At 72.2% G+C, this 26,282-nt stretch carries 23 protein-coding genes and 1 pseudogene; 12 read left to right on the top strand and 12 right to left on the bottom strand.

The window, feature by feature from the left end:
* Positions 1-3: 3 nt before the first annotated feature.
* Positions 4-387 carry an MmcQ/YjbR family DNA-binding protein gene (locus C1A38_RS02205; RefSeq protein WP_233196560.1) on the top strand — a complete coding sequence of 128 codons (384 nt, stop codon included), beginning with the start codon at positions 4-6 and terminating at the stop codon, positions 385-387.
* A gap of 23 nt (positions 388-410) precedes the next feature.
* On the opposite strand, the gene C1A38_RS02200 is transcribed toward C1A38_RS02205, so the two are convergent.
* Positions 411-941 carry a TetR/AcrR family transcriptional regulator gene (locus C1A38_RS02200; protein ID WP_199180054.1) on the bottom strand — a complete coding sequence of 177 codons (531 nt, stop codon included), beginning with the start codon at positions 939-941 and terminating at the stop codon, positions 411-413.
* Positions 942-1,125: 184 nt separating this feature from the next.
* Here C1A38_RS02200 and C1A38_RS02195 point away from each other — a divergent pair, with 184 nt between their 5' ends.
* Entirely contained in the window at positions 1,126-2,013 is an 888-nt protein-coding gene (locus C1A38_RS02195; RefSeq protein ID WP_102656136.1) for a Vgb family protein, read from the top strand.
* A gap of 30 nt (positions 2,014-2,043) precedes the next feature.
* On the opposite strand, the gene C1A38_RS02190 is transcribed toward C1A38_RS02195, so the two are convergent.
* The 6 genes and pseudogenes from C1A38_RS02190 to C1A38_RS02165 all read right to left on the bottom strand — a co-directional run bounded on the left by C1A38_RS02190 (position 2,044) and on the right by C1A38_RS02165 (position 8,207).
* Positions 2,044-2,580, bottom strand: a complete 537-nt coding sequence (locus C1A38_RS02190) for an RBBP9/YdeN family alpha/beta hydrolase (RefSeq protein WP_102656135.1) — start codon at positions 2,578-2,580, stop codon at positions 2,044-2,046.
* Positions 2,581-2,642: 62 nt separating this feature from the next.
* A complete protein-coding gene (locus C1A38_RS02185) occupies positions 2,643-3,227 on the bottom strand; it encodes a GNAT family N-acetyltransferase (protein WP_102656134.1) in 585 nt (194 codons plus the stop codon).
* Positions 3,220-5,259, bottom strand: a complete 2,040-nt coding sequence (locus C1A38_RS02180; protein ID WP_102656133.1) for a penicillin acylase family protein — start codon at positions 5,257-5,259, stop codon at positions 3,220-3,222. Before C1A38_RS02180 ends, C1A38_RS02185 begins: the two co-directional genes overlap by 8 nt.
* Complete coding sequence (locus C1A38_RS02175; RefSeq protein WP_013733801.1) at positions 5,256-6,062, bottom strand: ABC transporter ATP-binding protein; 807 nt, start codon at positions 6,060-6,062, stop codon at positions 5,256-5,258. The genes C1A38_RS02180 and C1A38_RS02175 overlap by 4 nt, the downstream gene beginning before the upstream one ends.
* Positions 6,063-6,091: 29 nt before the next feature.
* The gene (locus C1A38_RS02170; protein WP_102656132.1) at positions 6,092-7,114 is read right to left on the bottom strand and encodes a FecCD family ABC transporter permease; all 1,023 of its coding nucleotides are present in this window, start codon (positions 7,112-7,114) and stop codon (positions 6,092-6,094) included.
* Positions 7,111-8,207, bottom strand: a pseudogene (locus C1A38_RS02165) (FecCD family ABC transporter permease). Before C1A38_RS02165 ends, C1A38_RS02170 begins: the two are co-directional and overlap by 4 nt.
* Before the next feature lie 71 nt (positions 8,208-8,278).
* On the opposite strand from C1A38_RS02165, the gene C1A38_RS02160 reads away from it, so the two are divergent.
* From C1A38_RS02160 to C1A38_RS02130, 7 genes are all read left to right on the top strand, one after another.
* A complete protein-coding gene (locus tag C1A38_RS02160; protein ID WP_013733804.1) occupies positions 8,279-9,310 on the top strand; it encodes an ABC transporter substrate-binding protein in 1,032 nt (343 codons plus the stop codon).
* Positions 9,311-9,450: 140 nt separating this feature from the next.
* Positions 9,451-10,968, top strand: coding sequence for a pyridoxal phosphate-dependent decarboxylase family protein (locus C1A38_RS02155; RefSeq protein ID WP_013733805.1), 1,518 nt, complete (start codon positions 9,451-9,453; stop codon positions 10,966-10,968).
* Between the two features lie 35 nt (positions 10,969-11,003).
* Positions 11,004-12,284, top strand: coding sequence for a lysine N(6)-hydroxylase/L-ornithine N(5)-oxygenase family protein (locus C1A38_RS02150; protein WP_102656131.1), 1,281 nt, complete (start codon positions 11,004-11,006; stop codon positions 12,282-12,284).
* Positions 12,281-12,859 carry a GNAT family N-acetyltransferase gene (locus tag C1A38_RS02145; RefSeq protein ID WP_013733807.1) on the top strand — a complete coding sequence of 193 codons (579 nt, stop codon included), beginning with the start codon at positions 12,281-12,283 and terminating at the stop codon, positions 12,857-12,859. Before C1A38_RS02150 ends, C1A38_RS02145 begins: the two co-directional genes overlap by 4 nt.
* A complete protein-coding gene (locus C1A38_RS02140) occupies positions 12,856-14,652 on the top strand; it encodes an IucA/IucC family protein (RefSeq protein ID WP_102656130.1) in 1,797 nt (598 codons plus the stop codon). The genes C1A38_RS02145 and C1A38_RS02140 overlap by 4 nt, the downstream gene beginning before the upstream one ends.
* 156 nt (positions 14,653-14,808) lie before the next feature.
* A complete protein-coding gene (locus C1A38_RS02135; RefSeq protein WP_013733809.1) occupies positions 14,809-15,393 on the top strand; it encodes an RNA polymerase sigma factor in 585 nt (194 codons plus the stop codon).
* Complete coding sequence (locus C1A38_RS02130) at positions 15,390-16,310, top strand: CU044_5270 family protein (protein WP_199180048.1); 921 nt, start codon at positions 15,390-15,392, stop codon at positions 16,308-16,310. Before C1A38_RS02135 ends, C1A38_RS02130 begins: the two co-directional genes overlap by 4 nt.
* 24 nt (positions 16,311-16,334) lie before the next feature.
* On the opposite strand, the gene C1A38_RS02125 is transcribed toward C1A38_RS02130, so the two are convergent.
* From C1A38_RS02125 to C1A38_RS02110, 4 genes are all read right to left on the bottom strand, one after another.
* The gene (locus C1A38_RS02125) at positions 16,335-17,339 is read right to left on the bottom strand and encodes a phosphotransferase family protein (RefSeq protein WP_233196559.1); all 1,005 of its coding nucleotides are present in this window, start codon (positions 17,337-17,339) and stop codon (positions 16,335-16,337) included.
* A gap of 42 nt (positions 17,340-17,381) precedes the next feature.
* Positions 17,382-20,084, bottom strand: a complete 2,703-nt coding sequence (locus C1A38_RS02120) for an alpha/beta hydrolase (protein WP_102656127.1) — start codon at positions 20,082-20,084, stop codon at positions 17,382-17,384.
* A 44-nt stretch (positions 20,085-20,128) separates the two neighbouring features.
* Positions 20,129-21,145 (bottom strand): LacI family DNA-binding transcriptional regulator, encoded by a 1,017-nt coding sequence (locus C1A38_RS02115; RefSeq protein ID WP_043724413.1) that lies wholly within the window; start codon positions 21,143-21,145, stop codon positions 20,129-20,131.
* Between the two features lie 95 nt (positions 21,146-21,240).
* Positions 21,241-22,128 carry a class I SAM-dependent methyltransferase gene (locus C1A38_RS02110; RefSeq protein ID WP_013733814.1) on the bottom strand — a complete coding sequence of 296 codons (888 nt, stop codon included), beginning with the start codon at positions 22,126-22,128 and terminating at the stop codon, positions 21,241-21,243.
* A 109-nt stretch (positions 22,129-22,237) separates the two neighbouring features.
* Between C1A38_RS02110 and C1A38_RS02105 the strand changes: the two genes are divergently transcribed.
* Genes C1A38_RS02105 through C1A38_RS02095 form a run of 3 tightly spaced genes read left to right on the top strand, consistent with a single transcriptional unit; the run spans position 22,238 to position 25,355 of the window.
* Positions 22,238-23,389 carry a Gfo/Idh/MocA family protein gene (locus C1A38_RS02105; protein WP_013733815.1) on the top strand — a complete coding sequence of 384 codons (1,152 nt, stop codon included), beginning with the start codon at positions 22,238-22,240 and terminating at the stop codon, positions 23,387-23,389.
* Entirely contained in the window at positions 23,386-24,540 is a 1,155-nt protein-coding gene (locus C1A38_RS02100; protein WP_013733816.1) for a dihydrodipicolinate synthase family protein, read from the top strand. Before C1A38_RS02105 ends, C1A38_RS02100 begins: the two co-directional genes overlap by 4 nt.
* Positions 24,537-25,355, top strand: coding sequence for a sugar phosphate isomerase/epimerase family protein (locus C1A38_RS02095; RefSeq protein WP_013733817.1), 819 nt, complete (start codon positions 24,537-24,539; stop codon positions 25,353-25,355). The genes C1A38_RS02100 and C1A38_RS02095 overlap by 4 nt, the downstream gene beginning before the upstream one ends.
* Here C1A38_RS02095 and C1A38_RS02090 read toward each other — a convergent pair.
* On the bottom strand, positions 25,352-26,257 hold the full coding sequence (locus C1A38_RS02090; protein WP_199180053.1) for a 5'-3' exonuclease: 906 nt from the start codon (positions 26,255-26,257) through the stop codon (positions 25,352-25,354). The two genes, C1A38_RS02095 and C1A38_RS02090, sit on opposite strands and share 4 nt — an antisense overlap.
* Between the last annotated feature and the right edge of the window lie 25 nt (positions 26,258-26,282).

Genomic DNA, 26,282 nt, shown 5'->3' with positions numbered 1-26,282 from the left:
ATCATGTTCGACGAGGCGGACCCGATCCTGGGCCGGGTGCGGACGCTCGCCCTGGCCTTCCCCGACGCGGCCGAGAAGGTCTCCCATGGACGTCCTGCCTTCTTCACCACGAAGGTCTTCGCCTACTACGGCGGCTCGGTGAAGGTCGACGGCGTCTATCGTCAGCACGACCAGTCGGTGATGGTGCTTGTCGACCCCGAGGAGCGCGCGGCGCTGCTGACGGAGGAGCGGTGCTTCGTTCCGGCTTACCTGGGCCCCTCCGGCTGGGTGGGGGTGGACCTGACCGACGACACCGACTGGGACGAGGTCGGCGAACTGCTCGACGCCAGCTATCGACTCACGGCCGGCGCACGCCGGATCGCGCGGCTCGACGCCCGGCAGCCCTGAGCATCCCGCAGCCGCTCGGCAGCTCAGCCGAACGCGCCGGCACGGGCGGCGGTGGCTGCGCTGCGGGCCGCCTGTTCGGGAAGGCGGGCATCGGGCGCGGACCGCAGGAGTACCAGCTCGTGATACAGCGGGGCGGTCGCGGCGATGAGCAGCCGACGAGCATCGGTGGCCGCCGGGATTTCACCCCGGTCGACCGCACGTCGCACGATGTCGGTGCAGCGGTCGTACCGGTCCGTCCAGAAGGCACGGAGGGCTGCGGCGGCCTGCGTGGATCGGAACGACGCGGCGATCAGCGCGACGGTCACCGGATCACCGGTCAGTGCGGCATGGACCTCCTGGTTCACCTCGACCAGGTCGCCTTCGAGTGAACCGGTGTCGGGTGGACGCCAGGCGTCGACGCTGGCCTCGTGCAGGACGTCGGCCAGCAGGCCACCGACATCCCGCCAGCGCCGATACACAGTCGTGCGGTGTACGCCGGAGCGCTCAGCCACCACGTCGATGCTCAGCGAGTCGTAGCCGTGCTGCACCAGCTGGGCGAGCGCGGCGTCCAGCACCCGACGGCGTACCGCGGCACTGCGCCCACCGGGGCGGCACGCCCGGCCGGTCCCGGAGTCGTCGGGAAGTTCGCTTGTCGGTCGCGGCGACGCCATGCCACGATGCTATAGCTACATGTGTAGCTTTAGTGAACGGGACCGAGATCGAAGCCATCGCCGTCGCAAACGGACTGGAGCAGACACCATGACCGTCATTGAGGAGTACGCGGTGGTCGACCCCGGTGCCGGCCCGTACGGCATCACCACCGGCCCCGACGGTGCCCTGTGGTTCACCCTCGTCCACGCCGGCCAGATCGGACGCATGGTCCCGGGCGAGGAACCCACCACCTACCAACTCGACCCGGCCGGGCAGCCCACGATCATCACCACCGGCCCCGACGGTGCGCTGTGGTTCACCGAGTCGCGGGCCCACCACATCGGCCGGATCACCGCCGACGGGGTGATCACCCGATTTCCTGTGCCCAGCCGCGACGGCGGACCGTACGGCATCGCCGCCGGGCCCGACGGCGCCCTGTGGTTCACCGAGATGAACGCCGACCGCATCGGCCGGATCACCCCCGGTGGAGAGAGCACCGAGTTCCCGCTCCCGGTCACCGGTGCCTACCCCTCGGCCATCACCGCAGGCACCGACGGCGGCATGTGGTTCACGATGAACCAGGCCAACGCGATCGGCCGGATCGACATGGACGGCACCATCACCACCTGTCCGCTGCCGACGGAAGCCGCCGCCCCGGTGGGCATCACCACCGGCCCCGACGGCGCGGTCTGGTTCGTCGAGATCGCCGCCGGCCAGATCGGGCGGATCACCCCCGACGGCACGATCACCGAGTTCCCGCTACCGCACCGCGCCGCCCGGCCGCACGCCATCACCAGCGACGGCGATGGCCGCCTGTGGTTCACCGAGTGGGCCGGCAACCGGGTCGGGTCCATCACCCCGGACGGGATCATCGACGTCCACGACCTGCCGACCCCTCGCTCGGAGCCGCACGGCATCACCCTCGGACCCGACGGGGCCCTGTGGACGGCACTGGAAAACGGAGCCCTGGCCCGCATCGCCATCCCCGGGCGATGACGGCGGCGCGGACCGACCTGGCGCGAAGCGTCAGGGGATGAGCCGGTCGAGCAGGTCGAACCGCTCGAACGGCTGGTCGTAGTCACCGAAGTGCCCGTCGTCGCGCACGATCTGGGTGCCGCCGAGCCGTTCGAACATGGCCCGTCCCTGCCGGTCGTCGCAGCCGTACGGATCGGTGCGGGAGTTGACGAAGTAGATGTCCCGCACGTGCTCCCGGATCGCGGCCCAGTCGTAGCTCGGTTGCAGGACCGGCTCCTCCTCGGCGTTGGGTGGGGTGCAGTAGCCGGCGACCAGGATCGCCTGGGCGACTGTCACGTCCAGGTGTTCCAGGAGCGCGAGCAGCAGGGCCGCCCCGCCGGAATGCCCCACCAGGACGGTGTCCTCGTCAAAGGTGTGGCTGCCCAGCACCTTCGGCAGGAACGTGGAGATCGGCTCGACGTTGATGCCCAGGTGGTGCGGCACCTCGACGGCATAGCCCCGGGTGGTGAGCCGCCCGGCCAGCCAGCGATACCAGCAGTTGTCCGGGCTGCCGCCGGTCCCGTGGAAGATGATCGCGTTGCGTCCCACCGTGCCCCCATTCGAGTTTCGCCGATCCAATCACCCGAGTCCGACACAATCGGCGGGCCGGCTCACCGCCCGTGGGCTGAAACGGCGGCGGGTGGGCCGTCGGCGGGGTCCGAGGCGCGGTCGAGGAACATCAGCCGGGCCCGCTTGTGCGGCAGGTCGATCAGCGGCCCTTCGACGAAACCTGCCCGCCTCAGTCGGGCGATCGCCTTGTCGTTGCGGGCGTCCGGCTCCATCACCAGCCGCAGCCGGGTGGGGTCGGTGAAGACGAACGCGATGAACTCGGCCAGCAGGGTGCCGGTGAAGCCCGGCTCGGGCCGTACCGGGGTGCCGATCAGCAGGTGACCGCCGTGGTCGCCGGGGCGTACCGGGTAGCACTCGCCGACCGGGTCGTGTTCGGGCTGGTAGGTCTGGAACAGCGCCACCGGCTGCCCGTCGCGCAGGGTCAGCCAGGCGTGGTGGGTGGGCAGCGAGTCGACGTACCGGTAGATCTCGGCGACCCGGTCGCGGTCGGCGTCGCGCATCCCCCAGAACCGGGCCCGTTCCTGGCTGGTCCAGCCGTGGATGACCTCGGCGTCGGCGTCCGGGTCGACCGGCCGGAAGGTGACCGTCCCGAAGCCGGGGACCTGCCGCTGGTAGTGGTCAGTCATCGTGCTCCTCGGTCAGCCGGTCCCAGTCGCCTGTCACCTCGATCAGGTCGCCGCGTACCCACAGGGGCAGTTGGTCGTCGTGGTGCGGCCCGGCGCCGGTGGCGCCCAGCGGCACCACCCACCGGCTGTTCTCCCGCCGGCCCAGGTCCCACACGTAGCGGGCGGACGGGCCGCGTCCGCACAGGTCGGTGACGCCGGGAATGCTGGAGGTGGCCAGCACGCAGTCGTGGTCCCCGGCCAGTTCCGGTCCCGGTGCGGCGGCCGGGTCGGGCAGCGCCCGCCACGCCGCGAGCCGGTGCCGCTCACCCCAGCGTCGGGTGTCGTCGGCCGCCGCGACCTGTTCGGCCGCCGTCCGCACCAGTTCCGCCGGGTCGAGGCCGGGCAGGTCGGCGCGCAGCAGCGAGGGCAGCGCGTACCCGATCCGGGGCAGCAGGGCCAGCCAGGGTGTGAACACCTCCGGGTGGGCCGGTGGTGCGGTCAGCTCGGCCAGCGCCGGGTGGGCGGCGAGCGCGTGGACCACCGCCGCCCGCAGGTCGGCGAAGCGGGCCGCGTCGACGCTGTCGGCAACCATCCGGCGGTCCCAGCGCAGCAACCGATCCCGCAGCGCCTGCGCCGGTGCGCTGAGACCGTCGACGTCGGCGAGCAGGTCCAGCAGCGGTCCGGCCGCCGCCAGGTAGGTGTCGGTGTGCACGGAGGCCATCTGCTCGGCCCGCCAGTCGGTGCGCTCGCCGAGCAGCTCACGGATCCGGTCGGCCCGGTACGGCGGGGCGTACTCCACGCCGAGGCCGGCGGAGATGCTGCGTTCGTTGGCCATCACCGCAACCTGGTCGACCGGGCGCTTCGGCATCGAATGCCAGCCCTGCCAGGCGTACGCGGGCTCCCAGGCGGGCACCACCCGCAGCCCGTTGTCCGGGTGTCGGCGGGGGACCCGGCCGGCGACCCGGTGCAGCAGCCCACCGGCGGTGTCCGCGGCCAGCACCACGTTGACCGGCTCCACCCAGTCGTCGAGGGCGGTGTCCAGATCGCCGACGGTACGGGCGCGCAGCAGCGCGGGCAGTACGGCGAAGCCGAGGTCGCCGGTGACCCGGGGCGGATACCGCAGGCTGACCGTCACCTCGGGCGGCTCGTCGGAACCGCCGGAGATCACCGGCCCCCGCTCGGTCTCGATCACCTCGACCTCGACCGGATCAGCACCGGCCACCTCGATGGTCTCGACGTGCCGGTGCACCGGCTGCCACCCCTGCGGCCCGTACGCCTGCACGCCGTCACCGTCGCGGCGCAGCCGTTCGGCGTACACGTCCTGGTAGTCGGCGGAAGCGTTGGTGATGGCCCAGGCGACCGTGCCGGCGTGCCCGAAGTGGGCGATGCCCGGTACGCCGGGCACGGCGAAGCCGAGCACGTCGTACTCCGGGCAGGCCAGCCGGATCTGCTGGTAGATGCCGGGGGCCTCGATGAAGCGGTGCGGGTCACCGGCGATCAGCGCCGTGCCGGTGGCGGTGCGCTCGCCAGCCAGCAGCCAGCCGTTGCTGCCGGAGGTGCCGTGCCCGTCGACGGCGAACAGTCGGGCCGCGCCCGGACCGAGCCGGCGGATCACGTGTTCGCGCCAGAGCTTGCCCGGGAAGCCGGCGAAGAGCACATGGTGGCCGAGCCAGATCGCCAGCGGCGTCCACGGCTCCCAGCGTCCGGGGCTCAGCCCGGTGGCGGCGAACTCGGGTGCGCGTGCCGCACCGGCGGCCAGCCCGGCGTTGACCCCGTCGACGTAGCGACCCACCCACGCGGCGGTCGCCGGGTCGAGGGCGGCATGGCAGCGGCGGGCGGTGTCGTCCAGCCGTACCCGGCGGGCGAAGCTGTCCCAGCTCAGCGCCTCCGGCCCGAGGAAGGCGGCGCTACTGCCCTGGGAGCGGTGCCGTTCCACCTCGATCTGCCAGGCCCGGTCCCGCGCGGTGACCCGGCCCTGGGCGAACGCCAGCGCCTCATGGTCGTCGGCGCGCAGATGCGGAATCCCGTACCCGTCGCGGTACCGCTTGCTCATGCCCGGCCTCCGGTGCGGATGCGGGCGGCCGGGATGACAAGCGGGGTGCCGGTCTCCGGGTCGTCGATGACCCGGCAGGGCAGCCCGAATACCTCCTCGACCAGCTCGGCGGTGACGATCTGGCCGGGCTCACCGGCGGCCACCACCCGTCCGTCGCGCATCGCGATCAGGTGGGTGGCGTAGCGGGCGGCGTGGTTGAGGTCGTGCAACACCGCGACAAGGGTACGGCCCTGTTCCTCGTGCAGCCGGGCGCACAGGTCGAGGACCTCGATCTGGTGGGCGATGTCCAGGTAGGTGGTCGGCTCGTCGAGCAGCAGCAGCGGGGTCTGCTGGGCCAGCGCCATGGCCAACCAGACCCGTTGCCGCTGGCCGCCGGAAAGCTCGTCGACCAGCCGGTCGGCCAGGTCGGCGACACCTGTCGCGGCCATCGCCTCCGCCACGATCCGTTCGTCGTCGCGGGACCACTGGCGCAGCAGCCCCTGGTGCGGGTAGCGGCCCCGGGCCACCAGGTCGGCCACCCCGATGCCGTCCGGCGCGATCGGCGACTGCGGCAGCAGCCCGAGGGTACGGGCCACCGCCCGGGCCGGCCGTCGCTGGATGTCCTCACCGTCGAGCAGCACCGCCCCGACGGCCGGTTTCAGCAGCCGGGACAGCGCCCGCAGCAGGGTGGACTTGCCGCAGGCGTTCGGGCCGATGATGACCGTGAAGGACCGGTCCGGCACGGCGACGGTCAGGTCGTCGGCGACCACCCGCCGTTCGTAGGCCAGCCGCAGTCCGCTGCCACCCAGCCGGGAGGTCGGCATGCTTGTCGCTCCGTTCTCGTTGTCGCGGATCACAGCCGGCCCGCCCGGCGCTGCATGGCCAGCAGCCAGACCAGGTAGCCGCCACCGAGCACCCCGGTCACCACGCCGACCGGCAGTTGGCTGGGGAAGGCCCGCAGCGCCACCTGGTCGGCGACCACGATGATCAGCGCGCCGATGATCGCGGCGGGCAGCAGGTTGGTGCCGGGTGCCCGGGTCAGCCTACGGGCCAGGTGCGGGGCGGTGAGCGCGACGAACGACACCGGGCCGGCGGCGGCCGCCGACAGGGAGACCAGGATGACCGCCGCGGCCAGCAGCAGCATCCGCAGCCGGGGCACGGGTACGCCGAGCCCGGTGGCCGCGTCGTCGCCCAACTCGGTCATCCGCAGCGCCGGGCCGCAGGCCAGCAGCACCGGTACGGTGACCGCGAGGGCGGCCAGCAGCGGCGCGGCGTCGGACCAGCCGCGACCGTCGAGGCTGCCGGTGAGCCAGAGCATCGCCCGGGCCGCCTCCATCAGCGGGGCGCGGGTCAGCAGGTAGCCGTTGACGCCGGTGAGGATGGCCGACACGCCGATGCCGACAAGCACCAGCCGGTAGCCGTGTACGCCACGCCGCCAGGCGACCAGGTAGATCAGCAGGCCGGTGAGCACACCGCCGATCGCAGCGGCCCCGGCCAGGGCGGCGCTGCTGCCGCCGACGACCACCACGATCAGCGCGCCGGTCGCCGCACCCTGGGTGAAGCCGAGCACGTCGGGGCTGCCCAGCGGGTTGCGGACCAGGGCCTGGAACACCGCACCGGCCAGCCCGAGCGCGGCGCCCACGGCCAACGCGGTGACCAGCCGGGGCAGGCGCAACTGGGTGACGATGAAATCCTCGGCGGGGCTGCCGCCACCGGTGAGCGTGCGCAGCACGTCGGCCGGGGACATCGGATAGTCGCCGTGGCCGACGGCCAGCACACCGACGGCGAGCGTGAGCAGCAGGCCGGTCGTCCCGACGGCGAGGGCGCGGGGGTGCAGCCGCACCGACAGGCGGCCCGGAACCCGAATCACGATCATGGGCGGGCCGTCCTCGTCCGGGTCACCAGCCAGAGGAAGAGCGGACCGCCGAGCACGGCGGTGACCAGCCCCACCTGCAACTCGCCGGGACGGCCGAGGACCCGACCGAGCACGTCGGCGCCGAGCAGCAGCACCGGCGCCAGCAGCGCACAGTACGGCAGCAGCCACCGCAGGTCAGGTCCGGTGAGCGTACGCACCAGGTGCGGCACCAGCAGCCCGACGAAGACGATCGGCCCGCAGGCGGCGGTGGCGGCGCCGCAGAGCAGCGTGATGGCGGCGATCACCGCGGCCCGGATCCACGCCGGTCGGGCGCCCAGGGCGCGGGCGGTGTCGTCGCCGAGGGCCAACGCGTTGAGCGGTCGGGCGGCGGCCAGGGCGGCCACCAGACCGACCGCGATGAACGGCAGGACCCGCCGTACGGTGGCGTCGTCGGCGCTGGCCAGCGAGCCGACGGTCCAGAACCGCAGCCGTTGCAGCCCGGCCGAGTCGAGCAGCATCACCGCGCTGACGTACGAGTACAGGGCCGCGTTGAGCGCCGCGCCGGCCAACGCCAGCCGGGCCGGGGTGGCGGTCCGGCCACCACCGACGGCGTACACGCCCACGGTGACCGCGGCGGCGCCGCCGAGCGCGAACCAGACCTGACCGGTGCCGCCGCCCACACCGAACAGCAACGAGGCGGTGGCGATCGCGGCGGCGGCGCCGGCGTTGATGCCGAGCAGACCGGGGTCGGCCAGCGGGTTGCGGGTCAGCGCCTGCATCGCCGCACCGGCCGTGCCGAGCGCCAGGCCGGCGAGCAGCCCGAGCAGGGTTCGGGGCAGGCGCATGTCGTGCACGACGGCGTAGTCGACGGCACCCGGATCGGTGAGGGCCGCCCACACCTGGGTCAGCGGGATCGGTTTGGCGCCGACGGCGATGCTGAGCACCACCACGACGACCAGAGCCAGTGCGGCGACGGCGAGGCCGGCGGCGCGTGACGCGGCATGACCTGCCCGCGGCGGTGGTTGGTCCCGCAGTGGTGTCGCGGCGGGAGGCGACTCGGTGACGGACAGTGTGAACTCCAGTGCGGTGCGAAACGCCGTGCGGGACTTGACAGGCAGTTAGGTTAGGTTAGCCTAACCGCGGCTGTCCATGGCCATCCGCACACCCTGATCGGAAGACGACACCATGCCTGATCCCGTTTCCGCCCGCCGCCTCTCCCGTCGCGGCCTGCTCGCCGCCGGTGGCGCCGCCGCCCTCGCCGCTGTGCTCGTCGGCTGCGGGCGGGACGAGGCCGACAAAGCCAGCACCAGCAACGGTTCCGGGTCGTGGTCGTTCACCGACGACCGCCCGGAGGCGGTCACCGCTCCGGCGCGGCCCGCCCGGGTGGTGGCCTTCACCGGCTCGGCAGCCGCCCTGGTCGATTTCGGACTCGGGCGCGAGGTGGTCGGTGTCTTCGGCGAGACGAAGAAGGCCGACGGCAGCAAGGAACCACAGGCCGGCGACCTGGACGTGGAGAGCGTGGAGATCCTCGGCAACGTCTGGGGCGAGTTCAGCGTCGAGAAGTACGCGGCGCTGCGCCCGGAACTGCTCGTCACCCACATGTACGACCCGGGCGCCTACTGGTACGTGCCGGACGAGAGCAAGGACAAGATCCTTCCGCTCGCGCCGGTGGTCACCATCACCACCGCCCGCGTCCCGATGACCAAGCCGATCGAACGGTACGCCGCACTCGCCCAGTCCCTCGGCGCCGACCTGTCGGCACCGAAGGTCACCGACGCCAAGGCGCGCTTCGAGGCCGCCGCCGAGGCGGTACGCCAGGCGGTCAAGGCCAACCCCGGCATCAAGGTGCTGGCCGCCTCCGGCAGCCCGGACCTGTTCTACGTCTCCAACCCGAAGGTCAGCACCGACCTGATGTACTTCGCCGAACTCGGCGTCGACATCGTGGTGCCCACCAAGCTGGAGTCCGGTGACTACTTCGAGGCGCTCAGCTGGGAGAACGCCGGCAAGTTCCCGGCCGACCTGATCCTGCTCGACAACCGCAGCACCGCCCTGCAACCGGCCGACCTGGCCGCCAAGCCCACCTGGACGCAGTTGCCCGCCGTGCAGGCCGGCCAGGTGACCGGATGGGACGCGGTGCCCCGCTTCTCGTACGCCGGGGCCGCCCCGCTGCTCGAAGACCTCGCCAAGGCGATCCAGGGCGCGAAGAAGCTGACCTGACCCGCCACGGACGACCGGCGTGACCTGAGACCGCCGGTCGTCCGCCCACCACCCTCATCGACGCCAACCCGCCGCGCGCTGCGCGGGCGGCGGGTTCCGGCTGCCCGGAAACCGAACCGCCGAGCGTGGAGGACACGTCCATGACCCTGCCGGTGCACACCGTGACACCGCCGAGCGCCGCCCGAGCCCACCTGTTCCACGACGGCACAGTCGACGACTACCGGGCCGCGGTGACAGCCGGTGCCGACCGGGTGGCCCGGCGCGTCACCGAGGCGACCGGACCGTTCACCGGCGTACGCCCGGAGCAGCTGGCGCCGCTGGTGGACGCGATCGACCTGGACCGGCCGCTGCGCGACACCACCGCCGCCCTCGACGAACTCGACGAGGTGTACCTGCGCGACGCTGTCTGGTTCCACCACCCGCGCTACCTGGCCCACCTCAACTGCCCGGTGGTCATCCCGGCCCTGCTCGGCGAGGCCGTGCTCAGCGCCGTGAACTCCTCGATGGACACCTGGGACCAGAGCGCCGGCGCCACCCTGATCGAGCGACGCCTGATCGACTGGACCGCCGCCCGGATCGGTCTCGGCCCGGCCGCCGACGGGGTGTTCACCAGCGGCGGCACCCAGTCCAACCTGCACGCGCTGCTGCTGGCCCGGGAGGAGGCCCTGGCGGGTGCGAGCCCGACCGACCGGCGGATCCTGCTGCCCCGCCTGCGGATCATCACCTCTGCCGCGGGCCACTTCAGCGTGCAGAAGGCCGCCAAGCTGCTCGGCCTGGCCCCGGACGCGGTCGTGGTGGTGCAGACCGGCCCGGACCGGCGGATGCGTGCCGGTGCCGTCCGCCACGAGATCAGCCGCTGCCGGCGGGCCGGCCTGACCGTGCTCGCGGTGGTCGCCACCGCCGGCACCACCGACTTCGGCACCATCGACCCGCTCGACGAGATCGCCGAGGTGTGCGCCACCTCCGGCGCCTGGCTGCACGTCGACGCCGCGTACGGCTGCGGGTTGCTGGTCTCGCCGACCCGCCGGCACCTGCTCGACGGCATCGAACGGGCCGACTCGGTGACCGTCGACTACCACAAGTCGTTCTTCCAGCCGGTCAGCTCCAGCGCTGTGCTGGTCCGCGACCGGCGTACGCTGCGGCACGCCACCTGGCACGCCGACTACCTCAACCCGGCCCGGATGGTCGCCGAACGCATCCCCAACCAGGTCGACAAGTCCTTGCAGACCACCCGCCGCTTCGACGCCCTCAAGCTCTGGCTGACCCTGCGGGTGATGGGCCCCGACGCCATCGGCGAACTGTTCGACGAGGTCTGTGACCGGGCCGCCCAGGCGTGGCAGCTGGCCGCCGCCGACCCCCGGTTCGAGGTGCTGACCGCGTCGGCGTTGAGCACAGTGGTGTTCCGCTGGCGGCCCGCCGGCACCCCGGCGGACCTGGCCGACGCGGCGAACCTGCACGCCCGGTCCGCGCTGGCCGCCTCCGGCCTGGCCGTGGTCGCCGGCACCAAGGTCGACGGCCGGCAGTACCTCAAGTTCACAGTCCTCAACCCGGCGACCAGCCCCGACGACGTGGCGTACGTGCTCGACCTGATCGCCGAACACGCCGGCCGGTACGCGCCCAACACGTCCACTTTGGAGCTTCCTTGTCCAGTGGGCTGAGCAGGTCGACGCAGAAACCGAGCATGGAGGGCCGAATGAGAAGCTACGACGTCATCGGGATCGGCCTGGGGCCGTACAACCTGGGTCTGGCCTGCCTGACCGCGCCGATCGCCGAGATCGACGCGCTGTTCCTGGAGGCCCGCGACGACGTCTCCTGGCACCCCGGCATGCTGCTGGAGTCGTCCCGGTTGCAGACCCCGTTCCTGGCCGACCTGGTCACCCTGGCCGACCCCACCTCGCCGTTCTCCTTCCTCGCCTACCTCAAGGAGATCGGCCGCCTCTACCCCTTCTACATCCGGGAGAGCTTCTTCCCGCTGCGCGCCGAGTACGACGCGTACTGCCGGTGGGCCGCGGCGAAGCTGCCCAACCTGCGCTTCGGTCACCAGGTCAGCACCGTCGAGTACGACCCGACGAGCGAGCAGTACGTGGTGACCGCCACGGTCGGCGGCGACACCGTCACCCACCGGGCCCGGCACCTGGTGCTCGGCACCGGCACCCCGCCGTACCTGCCGGAGGCCTGCGCCGGGCTGGACTCCGACGCGGTGCACAACTCCCGCTACCTGGAACACCGTGACGCGCTGCGCGCCAAACGCAGCATCACCATCGTCGGCAGCGGGCAGAGCGCCGCCGAGATCTACCACGACCTGCTCTCCGACATCGGCACGTACGGCTACCAGCTGAACTGGGTGACCCGCTCACCCCGGTTCTTCCCGCTGGAATACACCAAGCTGACCCTGGAGATGACCTCACCGGACTACGTGGACTACTTCCACGCCCTGCCCGAGCAGACCCGCTACGACCTGGAGGCCGAGCAGAAGGGGCTGTTCAAGGGCATCTCCGCCGACCTGGTCAACGACATCTTCGACCTGCTCTACGCCTCGAGCGTGCCCGGCCCGGTGAACACCCGACTGCTGACCAACACCGAGTTGACCGGGGTCGACCACGACCGGTCCACCGGCCGGCACACCCTGCGGCTGCGCCACGTCGAGCAGGGACGTGAGCACACCCTGGACACCGAGGGGCTGGTGTTGGCCACCGGCTACCGCTACCAGGTGCCCGCCTTCTGCGACCCGATCCGCGACCGGCTGCGCTTCGACGCCCACGGCCGCCTCGACGTGGCCCGCAACTACAGCGTCGACCACACCGGGCGGGGGATCTTCCTCCAGAACGGCGGCACCCACACGCACAGCATCACCTCACCGGATCTCGGCATGGGTCCGTACCGCAACTCGTGGATCATCCGGGAGCTGGTCGGCCGGGAGGTGTACCCGATCGAGAAGTCGATCACCTTCCAGGAGTTCGGGGTGCCCGCATGAGCGCCACCGTGCACATCCGGACCGATCCGGTGCTGGGGGAGTTCGCCCTGCGTACGCTCGACGTGGCCGCCGACGCGCCGCTGCTGCACGGCTGGGTGACCCACCCCAAGGCGGCGTTCTGGCTGATGCAGGACGCCGACCTGGCCGCAGTGGTGCAGGAATACCAGCGCATCGCCGCGCATCCGCACCACGACGCCTTCCTCGGGCTGTGGCGCGGCGAGCCGGCCTTCCTCGCCGAACGGTACGACCCGGCCCAGGTCGAGTTGGTCGGGCTCTACGACGCCCAGCCCGGTGACGTGGGCATGCACTTCCTCTGCGCGCCCGCCGAGACCCCGGTGCACGGCTTCACCCGCGCCGTGATCACCACCGTGATGTCGTGGCTGTTCGCCGACCCCGACACCGTCCGGGTGGTGGTCGAGCCGGACGTCCGCAACACCGCCGTGCACGCCCTGAACGCGGCAGTCGGTTTCGAGGTGATCGGCCCGATCACCAAGCCGGAGAAGCAGGCCCTGCTGAGCATCTGCACCCGCGAGCGGTTCCTCGCCGCGACCCGTGACCAAGGAGCAACGCTGTGACCACCACCGACCCGGTCGCCCACCTGCGCCCGCAGACCTGGGAGCGGGCCAACCGGCTGCTGGTGCGCAAGGCGCTGGCCGAGTTCGCCCACGAGCGGCTGATCACCCCCGAGCCGGACGGCCTCGCCGCCGGAGGCCGCCGCTGGTACACGGTGACAAGCGACTGCGGCACCGTCCGCTACCGGTTCACCGCCCGGCTGCGCACCCTGGAGCACTGGGACATCGACCCGGAGAGCATCACCCGGCAGCGCGACGGCCAGCCGCAGCCCCTCGACGCCGTCGACCTCTGCCTGGATCTGCGCACCTCGCTCGGCCTCACCGACCGGATCCTGCCGGTCTACCTGGAGGAGATCAGCTCCACCCTGGCCGGCAGCGCCTACAAGCTGGACCGGGCCCTGCCCTCGGCGGCGAAACTGATCGAGGCCGACTTCCAGACCATCGAGACGTCGATGACCGAGGGACATCCCTGCTTCGTGGCCAACAACGGCCGCCTCGGCTTCGGCGTCGACGAATACCACAGCTACGCCCCCGAGGCCGCCCGGCCCGTACGCCTGATCTGGCTGGCCGCCCACCGCGACCACGCCACGTTCACCAGCGCCGCCGACCTCGACTACGACACCCTGCTCCGCACCGAACTGGGCGAGGCGACGCTGGCCCGGTTCGCCGAGACCATGGCCGCCCTCGACCTGGACCTGGCCGACTACCTGCTCATCCCGGTGCACCCCTGGCAGTGGTGGAACAAGCTGTCGGTGACCTTCGCCGGTGAGGTGGCCCGCCGCCGCCTGGTGCACCTCGGCGAGAGCGACGACGACTACCTCGCCCAGCAGTCCATCCGCACCTTCTTCAACGTCAGCGCGCCGCACCGGCACTACGTCAAGACGTCGCTGTCGGTGCTGAACATGGGCTTCATGCGAGGGTTGTCGGCGGCGTACATGGAAGCCACCCCGGCCATCAACGACTGGCTGGCCGATCTGATCACCGCCGACGAGGTGTTCCAGGCCACCGGCCTGACGATCATCCGGGAGCGGGCCGCCGTCGGCTACCGCAACCGGCAGTACGAAGCCGCCACCGACCGCTACTCGCCGTACCGCAAGATGCTTGCCGCGCTGTGGCGGGAGAGCCCGGTGCCCACCCTGGCCCCCGGCGAACGGCTGGCCACCATGGCCTCGCTGCTGCACGTCGACGCCGACGGCCGGTCCTTCGCCGCCGAACTGATCACCGCCTCCGGGCTGGCACCGGCGCAATGGCTACGCCGCTACCTGCACGCCTACCTCACCCCGCTGCTGCACGCCTTCTACGCCTACGACCTGGCGTTCATGCCGCACGGCGAGAACGTCATCCTGGTGCTGCGCGACCACGCCGTACAACGGGTGATCTTCAAGGACATCGCCGAGGAGATCGTGGTGATGAACACCGAGGCGGCCCTGCCCCCGGCGGTCGAACGGATCCGCGCCGAGGTGCCGGAGGAGATGAAACTGCTGTCCATCTTCACCGACGTCTTCGACTGCTTCTTCCGCTTCCTCGGCGCCACCCTCGCCGACCAGGGCATCGCCGACGAGGAGACCTTCTGGCGTACGGTCGCCGACTGCGCCACCGACTACGCCGCCCGGGTACCCCACCTGGCCGACCGGCTGGCCCGCTACGACCTGTTCGCCCCCGAGTTCGCCCTGTCCTGCCTCAACCGGCTGCAACTGCGCGACAACCAGCAGATGGTCGACCTGGCCGACCCGTCGGCCGCCCTGCAACTCGTCGGCGCCCTCACCAACCCCCTGGCCCGGCACACACCCTCCTGACCCGCCACCGACGCTCACCTGTCCGTGCCCGCCGATGGACCATGTCCGCGGATGGAACATGTCCGCCGATGGAACATGTCCGCCGATGGAACATGTCCGCCGATGGAACATGTCGGCAGACATGGAACTCGTCGGCGGCCACGGACAGGTACAGGTGTGACAGCACAGTTGCGGCGTCGGATCCGAGCCGGCGACACCGACGCCTTTGGTGAACTCTTCGACGAGCATGCCGACGCGGTCCACCGCCATGCGGTGTGGAGCGAGGGCGACCCGGTGCTCGCCGAGGACGTGGTGTCGCTGACCTTCCTCGAGGCGTGGCGGATCCGGGAGTCGCTTCGACCGGACGGGGAGAGCCTGCGGCCCTGGCTGCTCGGCATCGCCACAAACGTGCTGCGTAACCGGCGGCGGGCGGCGCGCCGGCACCGGGCGGCGCTACGGCGGCTGCCGGTACGCGACACGGTGCCGGACTTCGCCGACGACGTGGTCGGCCGGATGCACGACGCCGACCAGCTCGCCGCCGCCGTGGCGGCCCTGCGGGCCCTGCGTCGGGCGGACCGGGAGGTGTTCCTGCTGTGCGTCTGGTCGCAGCTGGACTACGCGGCAGCAGCCGAAGCCCTGGGGGTTCCCGTCGGGACCGTGCGTTCGCGGCTGTCCCGGGCCCGAACCCGGCTGCGGGCGCTGGCCCAGCAGGAACTGGACCGTCCGCGAGGCACCCCCGTCGAGCAGGGAGAGTACCGATGAGCGAGCCGACTGTTCCGCACGTGCCGGCGATGGCCACCGCGCACCGGCAGGCCCTGCGCCGGCACCTGATGAACGAGATCACCCGGCCGGCCCGACGGCCGAAGCGGACGCCGGTGCTGGTGGGCGCGGTGGGCGTACTGGCCGCGGTGATCGCGGCCGGGACGATCGCGCTGCCCGGGGTGCCGCAGAGCGCGCCGCTTGTCGTAACTGTGCAACAGGCGGAACCGGCGGCCGCGACGACATTGCTGAACGCGATGGCCGCCGCCGTCGTCGAGAAGCCGGAACCGGGCGACGGGAGGTACGTCTACATCAGGAGCCTGGGCGCCTACGCCGAACTGGGTGGCGGTCCGGCCCGGCTGCGACCGGTACGCGAGCGGGAGATCTGGATCCCCCGGTACGAGCCGGGCGATGGTCTGCTCCGACAGCCGTTCTTCGAACTGCCGGTCATCGGCGTGATCCCCGAGCGGGTGACGCTGACGGACATGACGCCGAACGCGGCGGTCGTCGATCTGCCCGACGACCCGGATGAACTGCTGGCCAAGCTCTACCGGGAACGTGCCGAGCGGGGCCACGGCAGCAGCCGCGACGGCGCGGCGTTCACCGCGATCGGCGACATCCTGCGGGAATCGCTGGTGCCGCCACAGACAAGCGCCGCTCTATACCGGGCCGCAGCCCGGATTCCCGGAGTCGAGATGATCCGTCAGGTGACCGACGCGGCGGGCCGGCGGGGGACCGCCGTCGCGTACACCGAACGGGACCGCCGCGACGAGTGGATCTTCGATGAGCGGACCTTCGAGTACCTCGGCTCGCGTAGCTACCTCGTGGCGGACACTGCCGATGGACCGGCCGGCACCGTGCTGGCCACCACTGCGGTGCTGCAACGTGCCGTGGTGCCGAAGCTCGGGCAGCGTCCGTGATCACGCGCCGCGCACAGCGGCCGGTCACTCGGCGCTCAGGTCCGCCAGGTCGCGGTCGAGTAGCTCGGCGAGCAGGGTGTGTCGGCCGGGGTCGTTGTCGACGGTGATGCCCCGGCTGGGCATCTCCACGGTCATCAGCGGGTGCAGGTGCATCCGGTACAACGCCAACCGGCGGCGTACCCGGTCGTCGAAGACCAGCGGCGTGCCGACGGCGTCGGCGTAGCCGTGCAGGAACGGATGCTCCGGCTCGTCCTCGGCGCGCCGGAACAGCAGGGGCGAGACCAGGTCCAGCATCGGGTCGCCGTAGAGGAACCGTTCGCCGTCGACAAGCCCGCACATCCGGTACGCCCCGTGCGCGTCGGGCGCGGCCAGCACGTTGCCGTCCCAGCCGTCGAAGTGCAGCAGGGCGGGTCGGCGCACCTGGTCGAGCAGGCCGGCGTGCCGGGCCACCACCTCCCGGAACCGCTGCGGCGGCGCGGGAAGTGTGACGTTCCAGTCGGCCGCGTCGGCGAGCAGATCGTCGACGATCGCCGCGAACGCCACCGACCAGGTAATGCCGCCGGCACGGCCGGCGTCGTAGCCGAACCGGTCACCGGTGATCCGGTGCAGGGTGGCCATCGCCGCCCCGAAGTCGTAGCGTGCGCCCGCGTCGGCACCGTCCAGGTCGGGCAGCGCCCGGCCGGGCAGTCGGCCGGTGACCAGCCACTCGCCGAGGCGTGCGTCGCGACCGTGGTGCAGCACCGGCGGCACCGGCACCTGCGGGGCCCGGGCGGCGACCAGCCGGAAGTAACGGGCCTCGGCGGCGAGCATCCCGGTCTCGTAGCGCAGCAGCGGCACGTGCGACGGTGGCCCGACCTTGAGGACGACGTCTGCGCCGTCGTCGAGGCGTACCCACCAGACGGTGGCGAACCCGCCGCCGGTCAGCGGCCCGCAGTCGGCGACCTGCCGGTCCGCGCCGAACGAGGCGGCGATGTAGTCGGCCACGTCGTCGGGGGAGAGGAGCTGCTGGGTGGGGCTCAGCGGTGGCACCGGCACAGGGTATCCGTACCGGTGCCACCGCGGCGTCCCCGCTCAGCCGTCGGTCACCACACCGGTCAGCACCGGCGGCAGCTGCGGCCCGTCCGGCTCCTGGTCGAAGCGCAGCTCGATCCACTCGTCCGGCTCGACCACCGAGTCGGTGATCGTCGGGACGGTGATCTCAGCGACGACCGCGTCCGGGGCCAGGTCCAGGTACGGCACCAGCCAGGTCTGGGACAGCGGCCGTTCGGGCTCCACCGGCGAGTACGCGTGCTCGGTGAACCAGTCCGGATCGACGTCCATGGTGGACAGCTCGGGACCGTCGGTCGGCGGCTGCGGCCAGGCGATGGCGAAGATGCCCTGTTCCGTCGGCGCGGACGAGGTGAAACGCCAGGTCAACGTCTCGCCTTCGGTGACGCGCTGGACGGGTTCGACGGTGATGGTCGGCGCCGGATCGTCGTTGAGCACGTCGAGACCGCCGAGGTAGCTGCCGACCACCATGCCCTGCTGCGCCTTGGCGGTCAGCAGGTACCGCTCGGTGTAGTTCCACAGCGTGTCACCGACCACCTCGGCCGGCACCCGGATGCTGCGCTGACCGGGCCGGACGGTGGCCAGCCAGGAGCGGCTGACGAACATGTCATCGGTCAGGTTCAGCTGTACTGTCGCGCTGCCGCGTCCCGTGATGGTCGCCGGGATCTCGTACGTCTTCGTGCCGGAGTCACCCTCGGCCACCTCCAAGGTGCCGATGTCGAGCCGCGGCAGGCGGGGGGCACGCGGGTCGGGGGTGCCCGGCTTCCAGCCCCACGCGTCGAGCAGCCATGCCTGCCCGAACGCGGTGCGTGGCGTGACCTCGATGGCGGCCAGTCGTGCGGGTGCCCCCTTCAACGGCACCCGCACCTCCTGCGCCCAGTGCGAGGTCGTGTTGCCGGTGCCGGGCAGACCGTCGATGCGTACCTCGCCCAGCCGGCTGCGTCGCCCGTCGGTGCCGACGACTGTCACGTCGAACCGGGTGTCGGTCGTGTTCGGCGCGACGATGATCCGCAGCGCCAGGTCACGGGCGCCGGCGACGGAAACCGGCCGGGCCGGAGCCAGCCGGATCGGTGTGCCGGCACGGGACCAGGCCAGCTCGGCCGCGTACCGGTTGGGCTCGGGGATGGTCCAGAGGAAGGGCGTGAAGTGTGCGAGGAAAGCGTTGCGGTCCATCGGGTCGAGGCAGGACCGCTCGGCGTCGTCGGTGACCTGGTCGCAGATCCGGGCACCACCCGACAGCTGCGTCGACGCGTCCGGGGTGAGCACCGGCGTGCGGTTGCCGCCGAGGGCGTGGGCGAGCACCCGCGCCGGGTCGGCCGAGGGTGCCCGTCGGCCGGTGCCGTCGAGCAGCGGCCGGATCCGGTCGTCACCTTCGACGAAGAGCCGCGCGGCGGCGGCGATGTAGGTGGCGCCGACGGTCTGCTGCTGGGTGGCGGTGAGCCGGCTCGGCATGCCCGGTGAACAGACCAGGTCCGGCTCGTCGTCTCTGGTGTAGAAGTCGTCCTGGGACGGTGCCACCGACTGTCCGGGCGTCCATTCGGTGTTGAAGTAGTTGTGGTTGGCCCCGATCACGTACAGCGCGCTGCGCAGTGCGCGACTCGGGCTGAGTCCGCGCGTGGCGTCGACGAACATCTGGCCCTGCAGGTCGAAGACGTCACCGTCGCAGCCGGGCAGGATGGTCACCGACGGGACGTCCGGCACCGGGTTGTGCCCGAAGAGCGTGGGGCCGATTAGCAGCATGCCGCGTACGGTCCAGCGAACTGTGCCGGGGTAGCCGTCCTGGGCCCTCGGTGGTGGGGTGAGTGAGTCCATCGCCGCCCGGCTGACCCCCTCGCCACCACGGGAGTGACCCATCAGGAACACCTGGGACAGGTCGGCCCGGGGCGCGGCCCGCACGATGCTCGGCGCTGCGGCACGACCCGTGCGGGCCCAGTCGGCCCACTTCGCCAGGTGCAGCCGTACGAGCGAGGAGCGGGCCTGGGCACCGCCGTCGGCGGCGGCCCAGTCCTGACCGTTGGTGCCGTTGGCCGAGATGGACACGGTCACGTAGCCCTGCGAGGCGAGCAGCCGCTGCGCCTGCAGGTAGCCACGGTGGCTCGGGATCGGATCGGTGCCGGCCGGGCACGGCCACTGCTGGGGCACCTGCTCGTCGCCCCGGTAGCAGACGGCGTGGCGACCGTGCAGGAACAGCGCCAGTGGCCGGGCGCCGGTGGTGCCCTGCGGCGCGACCACCACCGCCCGCATCTCGACCTTCTCCGGGAACTCCGGCAGGGTGACCCCGGGAAGGTCGTACTCCCCGGTGATCTGCCGGTACGGTCCGGGCCTGCCGGGGTCGACGGGGCCGGCGGGCTGCGGGGCCGCCGCGGCGGCGACCGGTTCCGACCGGCGGGCGCTCTCGCGCGGGGCGTCCGCGTCGATGCGCCTGCCGCCGACCCGCACCGCGAGTTCGTCGGGTTCGACCGGCGCGGTCAGCGGAAGGCTGAAGGTCCGACCGTCCGGGTGCGGACGAGCCGCGCCGAGCCGCCGCTGGCCCGACCAGAATTCGACGGCGGCGTCGCCCATCGGCACCGGTGTGTCGGAACGCCAGGTCAGCTCGCCGTCGGCCACCGACCAGCCTTCGACGGCGGATCGGGGAGCGGGGTTGTGGGGTGGCTCGGCCGCCGCCGGCCCGGTGGCCCCGGTCACCAGCGCCACCACGAGAGCGGCTGAGATCAGGAGTTTACGCATGTGACTATATCTATCCCATTCGCGCAAATCTCCCGTGATGCGCCTCAGTGCGGCGGTGGTCCGGAACTGTCGCGGCGGACCAGTTCGGCGGCGAGCGACTCGACCCGGGGCCCGGCGGAACCACCGTCCAGGGCCAGCGCCATCGCCCGGGCACCCATCTCGACGAGCGGCAACCGGATCGTGGTCAGCGCCGGGGTGACGTCGCGGGCCATCGGCATGTCGTCGAAGCCGAAGACGCTCACCTGATCGGGCACCGCCACCGCGCGGGAGCGCAGCAACGACAACGCGCCGATGGCCATCGAGTCGTTGAGCGCCGCGATCGCGGTCAGCCCGGGCTCGGCGTCCAACAGGGCGGCGGTCGCCTCGGCGCCGCTGTCCCGGTCGAAATCGGCGTACCGGACGAGCTGATCCGGTAGCTGCCGACCGTGTTCGGCGAGCGCCTCGCGCAGCCCGGTCAGCCGATCGGTGGTGGTGGTCAGCACCCGGGGCCCGGCCACCACCCCGATGCGTCGGTGGCCGAGCCGGCAGATCTCCTGCCCGAGCAGCCGCGCGCCGTCGCGGTTGTCCGGCATCACCGCGTCACCGGAGTGCTCGTGGCGGCCGATCACCGCGACCCGCCCGCCGGTGGCCTCGTACGCGGCCAGCTTGCCGTTGAGCAGCGTGGTGAAGTCGGCATCGTGGTAGCCGGAGCCGGCCAGGATGATCGCGGCCACCTGCTGCCCGCGCAGCAGTTCGACGTACTCCAGCTCCCGGTCCGGGTCCCGGTAGCTGTTGCAGATCATCAGCAGCCGCCCCTGGTCGGTGGCGACCCGTTGCAGCCCCCGGGTGATCTCGGAGAAGTACGGGTCGGAGACGTCGTGCACGATCACGCCGACCGCGCCTCGATGGGAACGGGCCAGCAGTTGGGCGTGGGCGTTGGGCACGTACTGCAACTCGGCGACGGCTTGCAGGACCCGTTCCCGCAACTCGTCGGTGACCGGCTTGCTGCTGCCGTTGATCACTCGAGAAGCCGTGGCGGGGGAGACGCCCGCCCGCCGCGCCACATCGGACAGCGTCGCCACCCGCGTCCCCTCCCGTGTCGCGTCGGCCGCGTCGTTGACGGCCAGCGCCACCGTACCGCAGTGCGGGACTTTTGCCGCCGCATGGTTCGTGCAGGTCACACCGGTAGGTCCGGCTGGTTCGGACGGGTTCGTGACGGGTCGCCGGGCACCGTCGCCCGGGCGAGCAGATGGGCGCTGGTCGCGACAAGTGCCGGTTCGTCGTGGTACGTCCTGGCCAGCGCCAGCGCGGCGGTGAACAGTTGCTCCGCCGTCGGTCCGTGCGCCCCCGCTTCGGCGGCGAGCCACGCCGGCCCTTCGACACCCTCGACAGTGACGTTTACCAGGCCCGCCGTGAGGCATTCGTCGACCAGTTCCTCGAGACGATGGAAGTAGGCGTGGGTGAAGCCGAGAACCGGGTCGTTGCGACCATCGGTGAGCAGCGTCCGGGCCCGTTCGATCGTCCGATCGTCGAGCCGTCCGGTGGCCGCGAAGTCGAGCGGCAGGGCGAACCGGGAGATCGCGGCGGCGAAGACCGTGCCGCCGGGACGGGTGACGCGGACCGCCTCGGCCAGGGCGGTGCACCGGTCCGCGTGCTCCGGCAGGTGGTAGAGCGGACCGAGCAGCAGCGTCGCGTCGTAGCTGTCGTCGTCCTCGGGCAGCGCGCGGGCGTCGGCGACCTCCGCGTCGAGGCCGGGGTGCCCCGCGCGGGCCTGCGCGACGTGGGCGGGCACCAGGTCGAGCAGCCGGACCCGGTGGCCCAGGGCGACGAGGGCCCGGGCGTACTCGCCCGTTGCACCACCCACGTCCAGGATCCGAGCCGGTGCCGGGGGCAGCGACTCCCGCAGGATCTCCAGGGTCCGCTGTCGTTCCAGCCGAGCCTGTGGCCGCCCTGCACTGAGCCGCAGATCCTCGCGGTACCGGAGGGTGTAGTAGTCGACGATCTCGCGGGCCTGTGGGTCCATGTGGCCCATGGTCTGCGCCACGGCGGCGTAGCGCGACAGCATTTCGCCGGCCGGATCGTTGCCGGCGGGAAAGCCCTTGCCCCGGCGTTCCTGCGCGCTCTAGGCTGCGCAGGAAAGCGCTTACCTGGCCTCGTTGCGGAAGGATCCCTCAATGACCCGCAGGTCGATCGGCATCATCGTCAACGGCGTCACCGGCCGGATGGGCTACCGCCAGCATCTGGTGCGTTCCCTGCTGGCCATCCGGGACGCCGGTGGCCTGCCACTGGCCGACGGCACCACCGTCTGGCCGCACCTGGTCCTGGTCGGACGCAGCGAGACCAAGCTGCGCGAGATCGCGCAACGGCACGGCCTGGACGACTGGACGACCGACCTGGCGGCGGCGCTGGCCCGCGACGACGTCGAGATCTACTTCGACGCCCAGGTCACCCAGCAGCGGGAGAAGGCCATCCGGGCGGCGATCGAGGCCGGCAAGCACATCTACACCGAGAAGCCCCTCGCCGAGGACACTGCCGCGGCCCTCGACCTGGCCCGCGCGGCCCGCGCCGCCGGCGTACGCACCGGTGTGGTGCAGGACAAGCTGTTCCTGCCCGGCCTACGCAAACTCAAGCGCCTGCTCGACGGCGGCTTCTTCGGTCAGGTGCTGTCGGTGCGCGGCGAGTTCGGCTACTGGGTCTTCGAGGGTGACTGGCAGCCCGCCCAGCGTCCCTCCTGGAACTATCGGGCCGAGGACGGCGGCGGCATCGTGGTGGACATGTTCCCGCACTGGCACTACGTGCTGGCGGAGCTGTTCGGCGAGGTGCGTGCGGTCTCCGCCACCATCGCCACCCACGTTCCGCGCCGGGTCGACGAGGCGGGCCGGCCCTACCAGGCCACCGCCGACGACGCCGCGTACGCCGTCTTCGAGCTCGACGGCGGGGTGATCGCCCAGCTCAACTCGTCCTGGGCGGTGCGGGTGTTCCGCGACGAACTCGTCGAGTTCCAGGTCGACGGCACCGAGGGCAGCGCGGTGGCGGGACTGCGGCGGTGTCGGGTGCAGCACCGGGCCCTCACCCCGAAACCGGTGTGGAATCCCGACCTGCCGGCCACCGAGGACTTCCGGTCACAGTGGTCCGAGGTGCCGGACAACGAGGACTTCGACAACGGCTTCAAGGTGCAGTGGGAGGCGTTCCTGCGGCACGTGGTGGCCGGTGAGCCGTTCCGGTGGGACTTCCTGGCCGGGGCGCGCGGCGTGCAGCTGGCCGAGTCGGGTCTGCTGTCGGCCCGCGAGGGTCGTCGCGTCGAGGTGCCGGAGCTGTCGCTGTGAGCGGCACGACCGTCACCCTGCCCGGCGGGCGGCGACTGCGGCTGGCCGGCGGCACCGGGCATCCGCGCCCCGACGGCCCGCCGCGCAGCCGCATCGCGTACGCCGCCGCGCACGTGGTGGCCGATCCGGGCGCCGACAACACCCCGGGCACCTCGGCCGTGCTCGACTGGGACCGCACCCTCGCCTTCCGCGAGCACCTCTGGTCGTACGGCCTCGGGGTGGCCGAGGCGATGGACACCGCGCAGCGCGGCATGGGCCTGGACTATCCGAGCACCCGGGAGCTGATCCGGCGCAGCGCGGCGCAGGCCCGCGCGGTCGGCGGCCGGATCGTCGCCGGGGTCGCCACCGACCAGCTTCCGCCCGGCCCGGCCACCCTGGCCGAGGTCACCGCCGCCTACCGCGAGCAACTCGCCGACGTGCAGGCCGCCGGCGCGGTGCCGGTGCTGATGTGCAGCCGCCACCTGGCCGCCGTCGCCCGCCACGCCGAGGACTACCTGCGGGTGTACGACGACCTGCTGACCGCTGCCGACGGCCCGGTGCTGCTGCACTGGCTCGGCCCGATGTTCGACCCGGCGCTGACCGGCTACTGGGGCTCGACCGACCTGGACCTGGCCGCCGACACCGTCGTCGAGCTGATCAAGGCCCATGTGTCGCGGGTGGACGGCATCAAGATGTCGCTGCTCGACGCCGGCCGCGAGGTGGCGTTGCGGCGGCGGCTGCCGGCCGGGGTACGCCTCTACACCGGCGACGACTTCAACTATCCGGAGCTGATCCGGGGCGACGACAGCGGTCACTCCGACGCGCTGCTGGGCGTCTTCGCCGCCATCGCCCCGGCCGCCGCCGCCGCGCTTGCCGCTCTCGACCGCGGCGACCTGACCGGGTACGACGAGATCTTCGCCCCGACCGTGCCGCTGGCCCGGCACCTGTTCGCCGCACCCACCTGGTACTACAAGACCGGCATCGTCTTCCTCGCCTGGCTGGCCGGCCACCAGGACCACTTCACCATGGTCGGCGGCCTGCAGTCCGGCCGGTCCCCGGCACACCTGGCCACCCTGCTCACCCTCGCCGAGGACGCCGGGCTGCTGCCCGACGCCGACCTGGCCGCCGCCCGCGCCCGGGCGTACTTCACGGTCGCGGGGGTGGCCCAGTGACCTCCGACCGGGCGGCGCTGCGCCGCTTCTCGCTCAACCAGGCCACCACGAAACACTGGCCGCTGCCCGACGTGGTGGCCGGCTGCGTGGCCGCCGGCGTGCCGGGCATCGGCCTGTGGCGGGAACCGGTCGCCGAGTACGGCCTGGCCCGCACCGCCACGCTGGTCCGCGACGCCGGGCTGGCGGTGACCACCCTGTGCCGGGGCGGCTTCTTCACCGCCGACGACTGGCGCGAGGAGAACCTGCGCGCCATCGAGGAGGCCGCCACGCTCGGCGCACCCGTGCTGGTGCTGGTCTGCGGCGGGCTACCGGAGGGCAGCAGGGACATCGACGGGGCCCGGGCCCGGGTGGCCGACGCGATCGCCGACCTCGCCCCGCACGCCGAGGCCGCCGGGGTGCGGCTCGCGATCGAGCCGCTGCACCCGATGTTCACCGCCGACCGGTGTGTCATCGCCACCCTCGGCCAGGCCCTCGACATCGCCGAACGGTTCGACCCCGACGTGGTCGGCGTGGTGGTGGACGCCTACCACGTCTGGTGGGACGACACCGTGTACGCGCAGATCGTCCGGGCGGGGGAGCGGATCGCCTCGTTCCAGGTCTGCGACTGGATCACCCCGCTGCCCGAGGGGGTGCTGCTCGGCCGGGCGCTGCCCGGCGACGGCTGCATCGAACTGCGCCGGCTGCGCGAGGCGGTCGATCGGGCCGGCTACACCGGCCCGATCGAGGTGGAAGTCTTCCACGCCGACGTCTGGGCCCGCCCCGGCGAGCAGGTGCTCGCCGCCTCGATCGACGGCTACCTGCGCGAGGTCGTCTAGGAGTCGGCGCCTGTGGCGAGGGCGTCGACCAGGCGGCGGGTGGAGCCGGCCAGGTTCCACCGCTGGGCCAGGTCGAGCAGCCGATCCGGGTCGGCGGGCGCGGTCGGCAACTCGGTGGGCAGCGGTGGCAGCGGCACGTCCAGGGCGACCCGGACCACCTTCGGGGCCACCGCGAGGTAGTCCCGTGCGGCGGCGAGCTTGGCGCGCAGGCCGGGCGCGAATCCGGAGGCCGGGTCGTCCAGGGCGGCGAGGATGCCGGCGATGTCGCCGTACCGGTCGATCAGCCGGGCGGCGGTCTTCTCGCCGACACCTGCCACTCCGGGCAGCCCGTCGCTGGGGTCGCCGCGCAGCGCGGCGAACTCGGCGTACCGGTCGGCCGGCACACCGTAGCGGGCGCGCACCGCAGCGTCGTCGCAGTCGTCCAGTTTGGCCACGCCCCGGCCGATGTAGAGCAGCCGCACCCCGCGGGCGTCGTCGATCAACTGGAACAGGTCACGGTCGCCGGAGACCACCTCCACCGGGCCGGGCTGGGTGACCGAGAGGGTGCCGAGCACGTCGTCGGCCTCGTAGCCGGCCGCGCCGACCACGGTGATGCCCAGCGCCTCCAGCACGTCGAGGAGCATCGGCACCTGCGGGGAGAGGGTGTCCGGCACGATCTCGCCGCCCTCCGGCGCCACCCGGTGCGCCTTGTACGACGGCAGCAGCGCCACTCGCCAGTCCGGTCGCCAGTCGTGGTCCATCGCGCACACCATCCGGCCCGGGCGGCGGGTGCGCACCAGTTGGGCGAGCATGTCGAGGAAGCCGCGTACGGCGTTGACCGGCTGGCCGTCGGCGGTCTTCGCGGCGGACTCGGGGATGCCGAAGTAGGCGCGGAAGTAGAGACTGGGCGCGTCGACGAGCATGATCGGGGTCTGCTGTGCCACGTCC

The organism is Verrucosispora sp. ts21, from assembly GCF_002879555.1.
GTDB lineage: Bacteria > Actinomycetota > Actinomycetes > Mycobacteriales > Micromonosporaceae > Micromonospora > Micromonospora gifhornensis.
The sequence above is the reverse complement of the archived record's forward strand: the minus strand, read 5'-3'. Positions and strand labels throughout refer to the sequence as shown.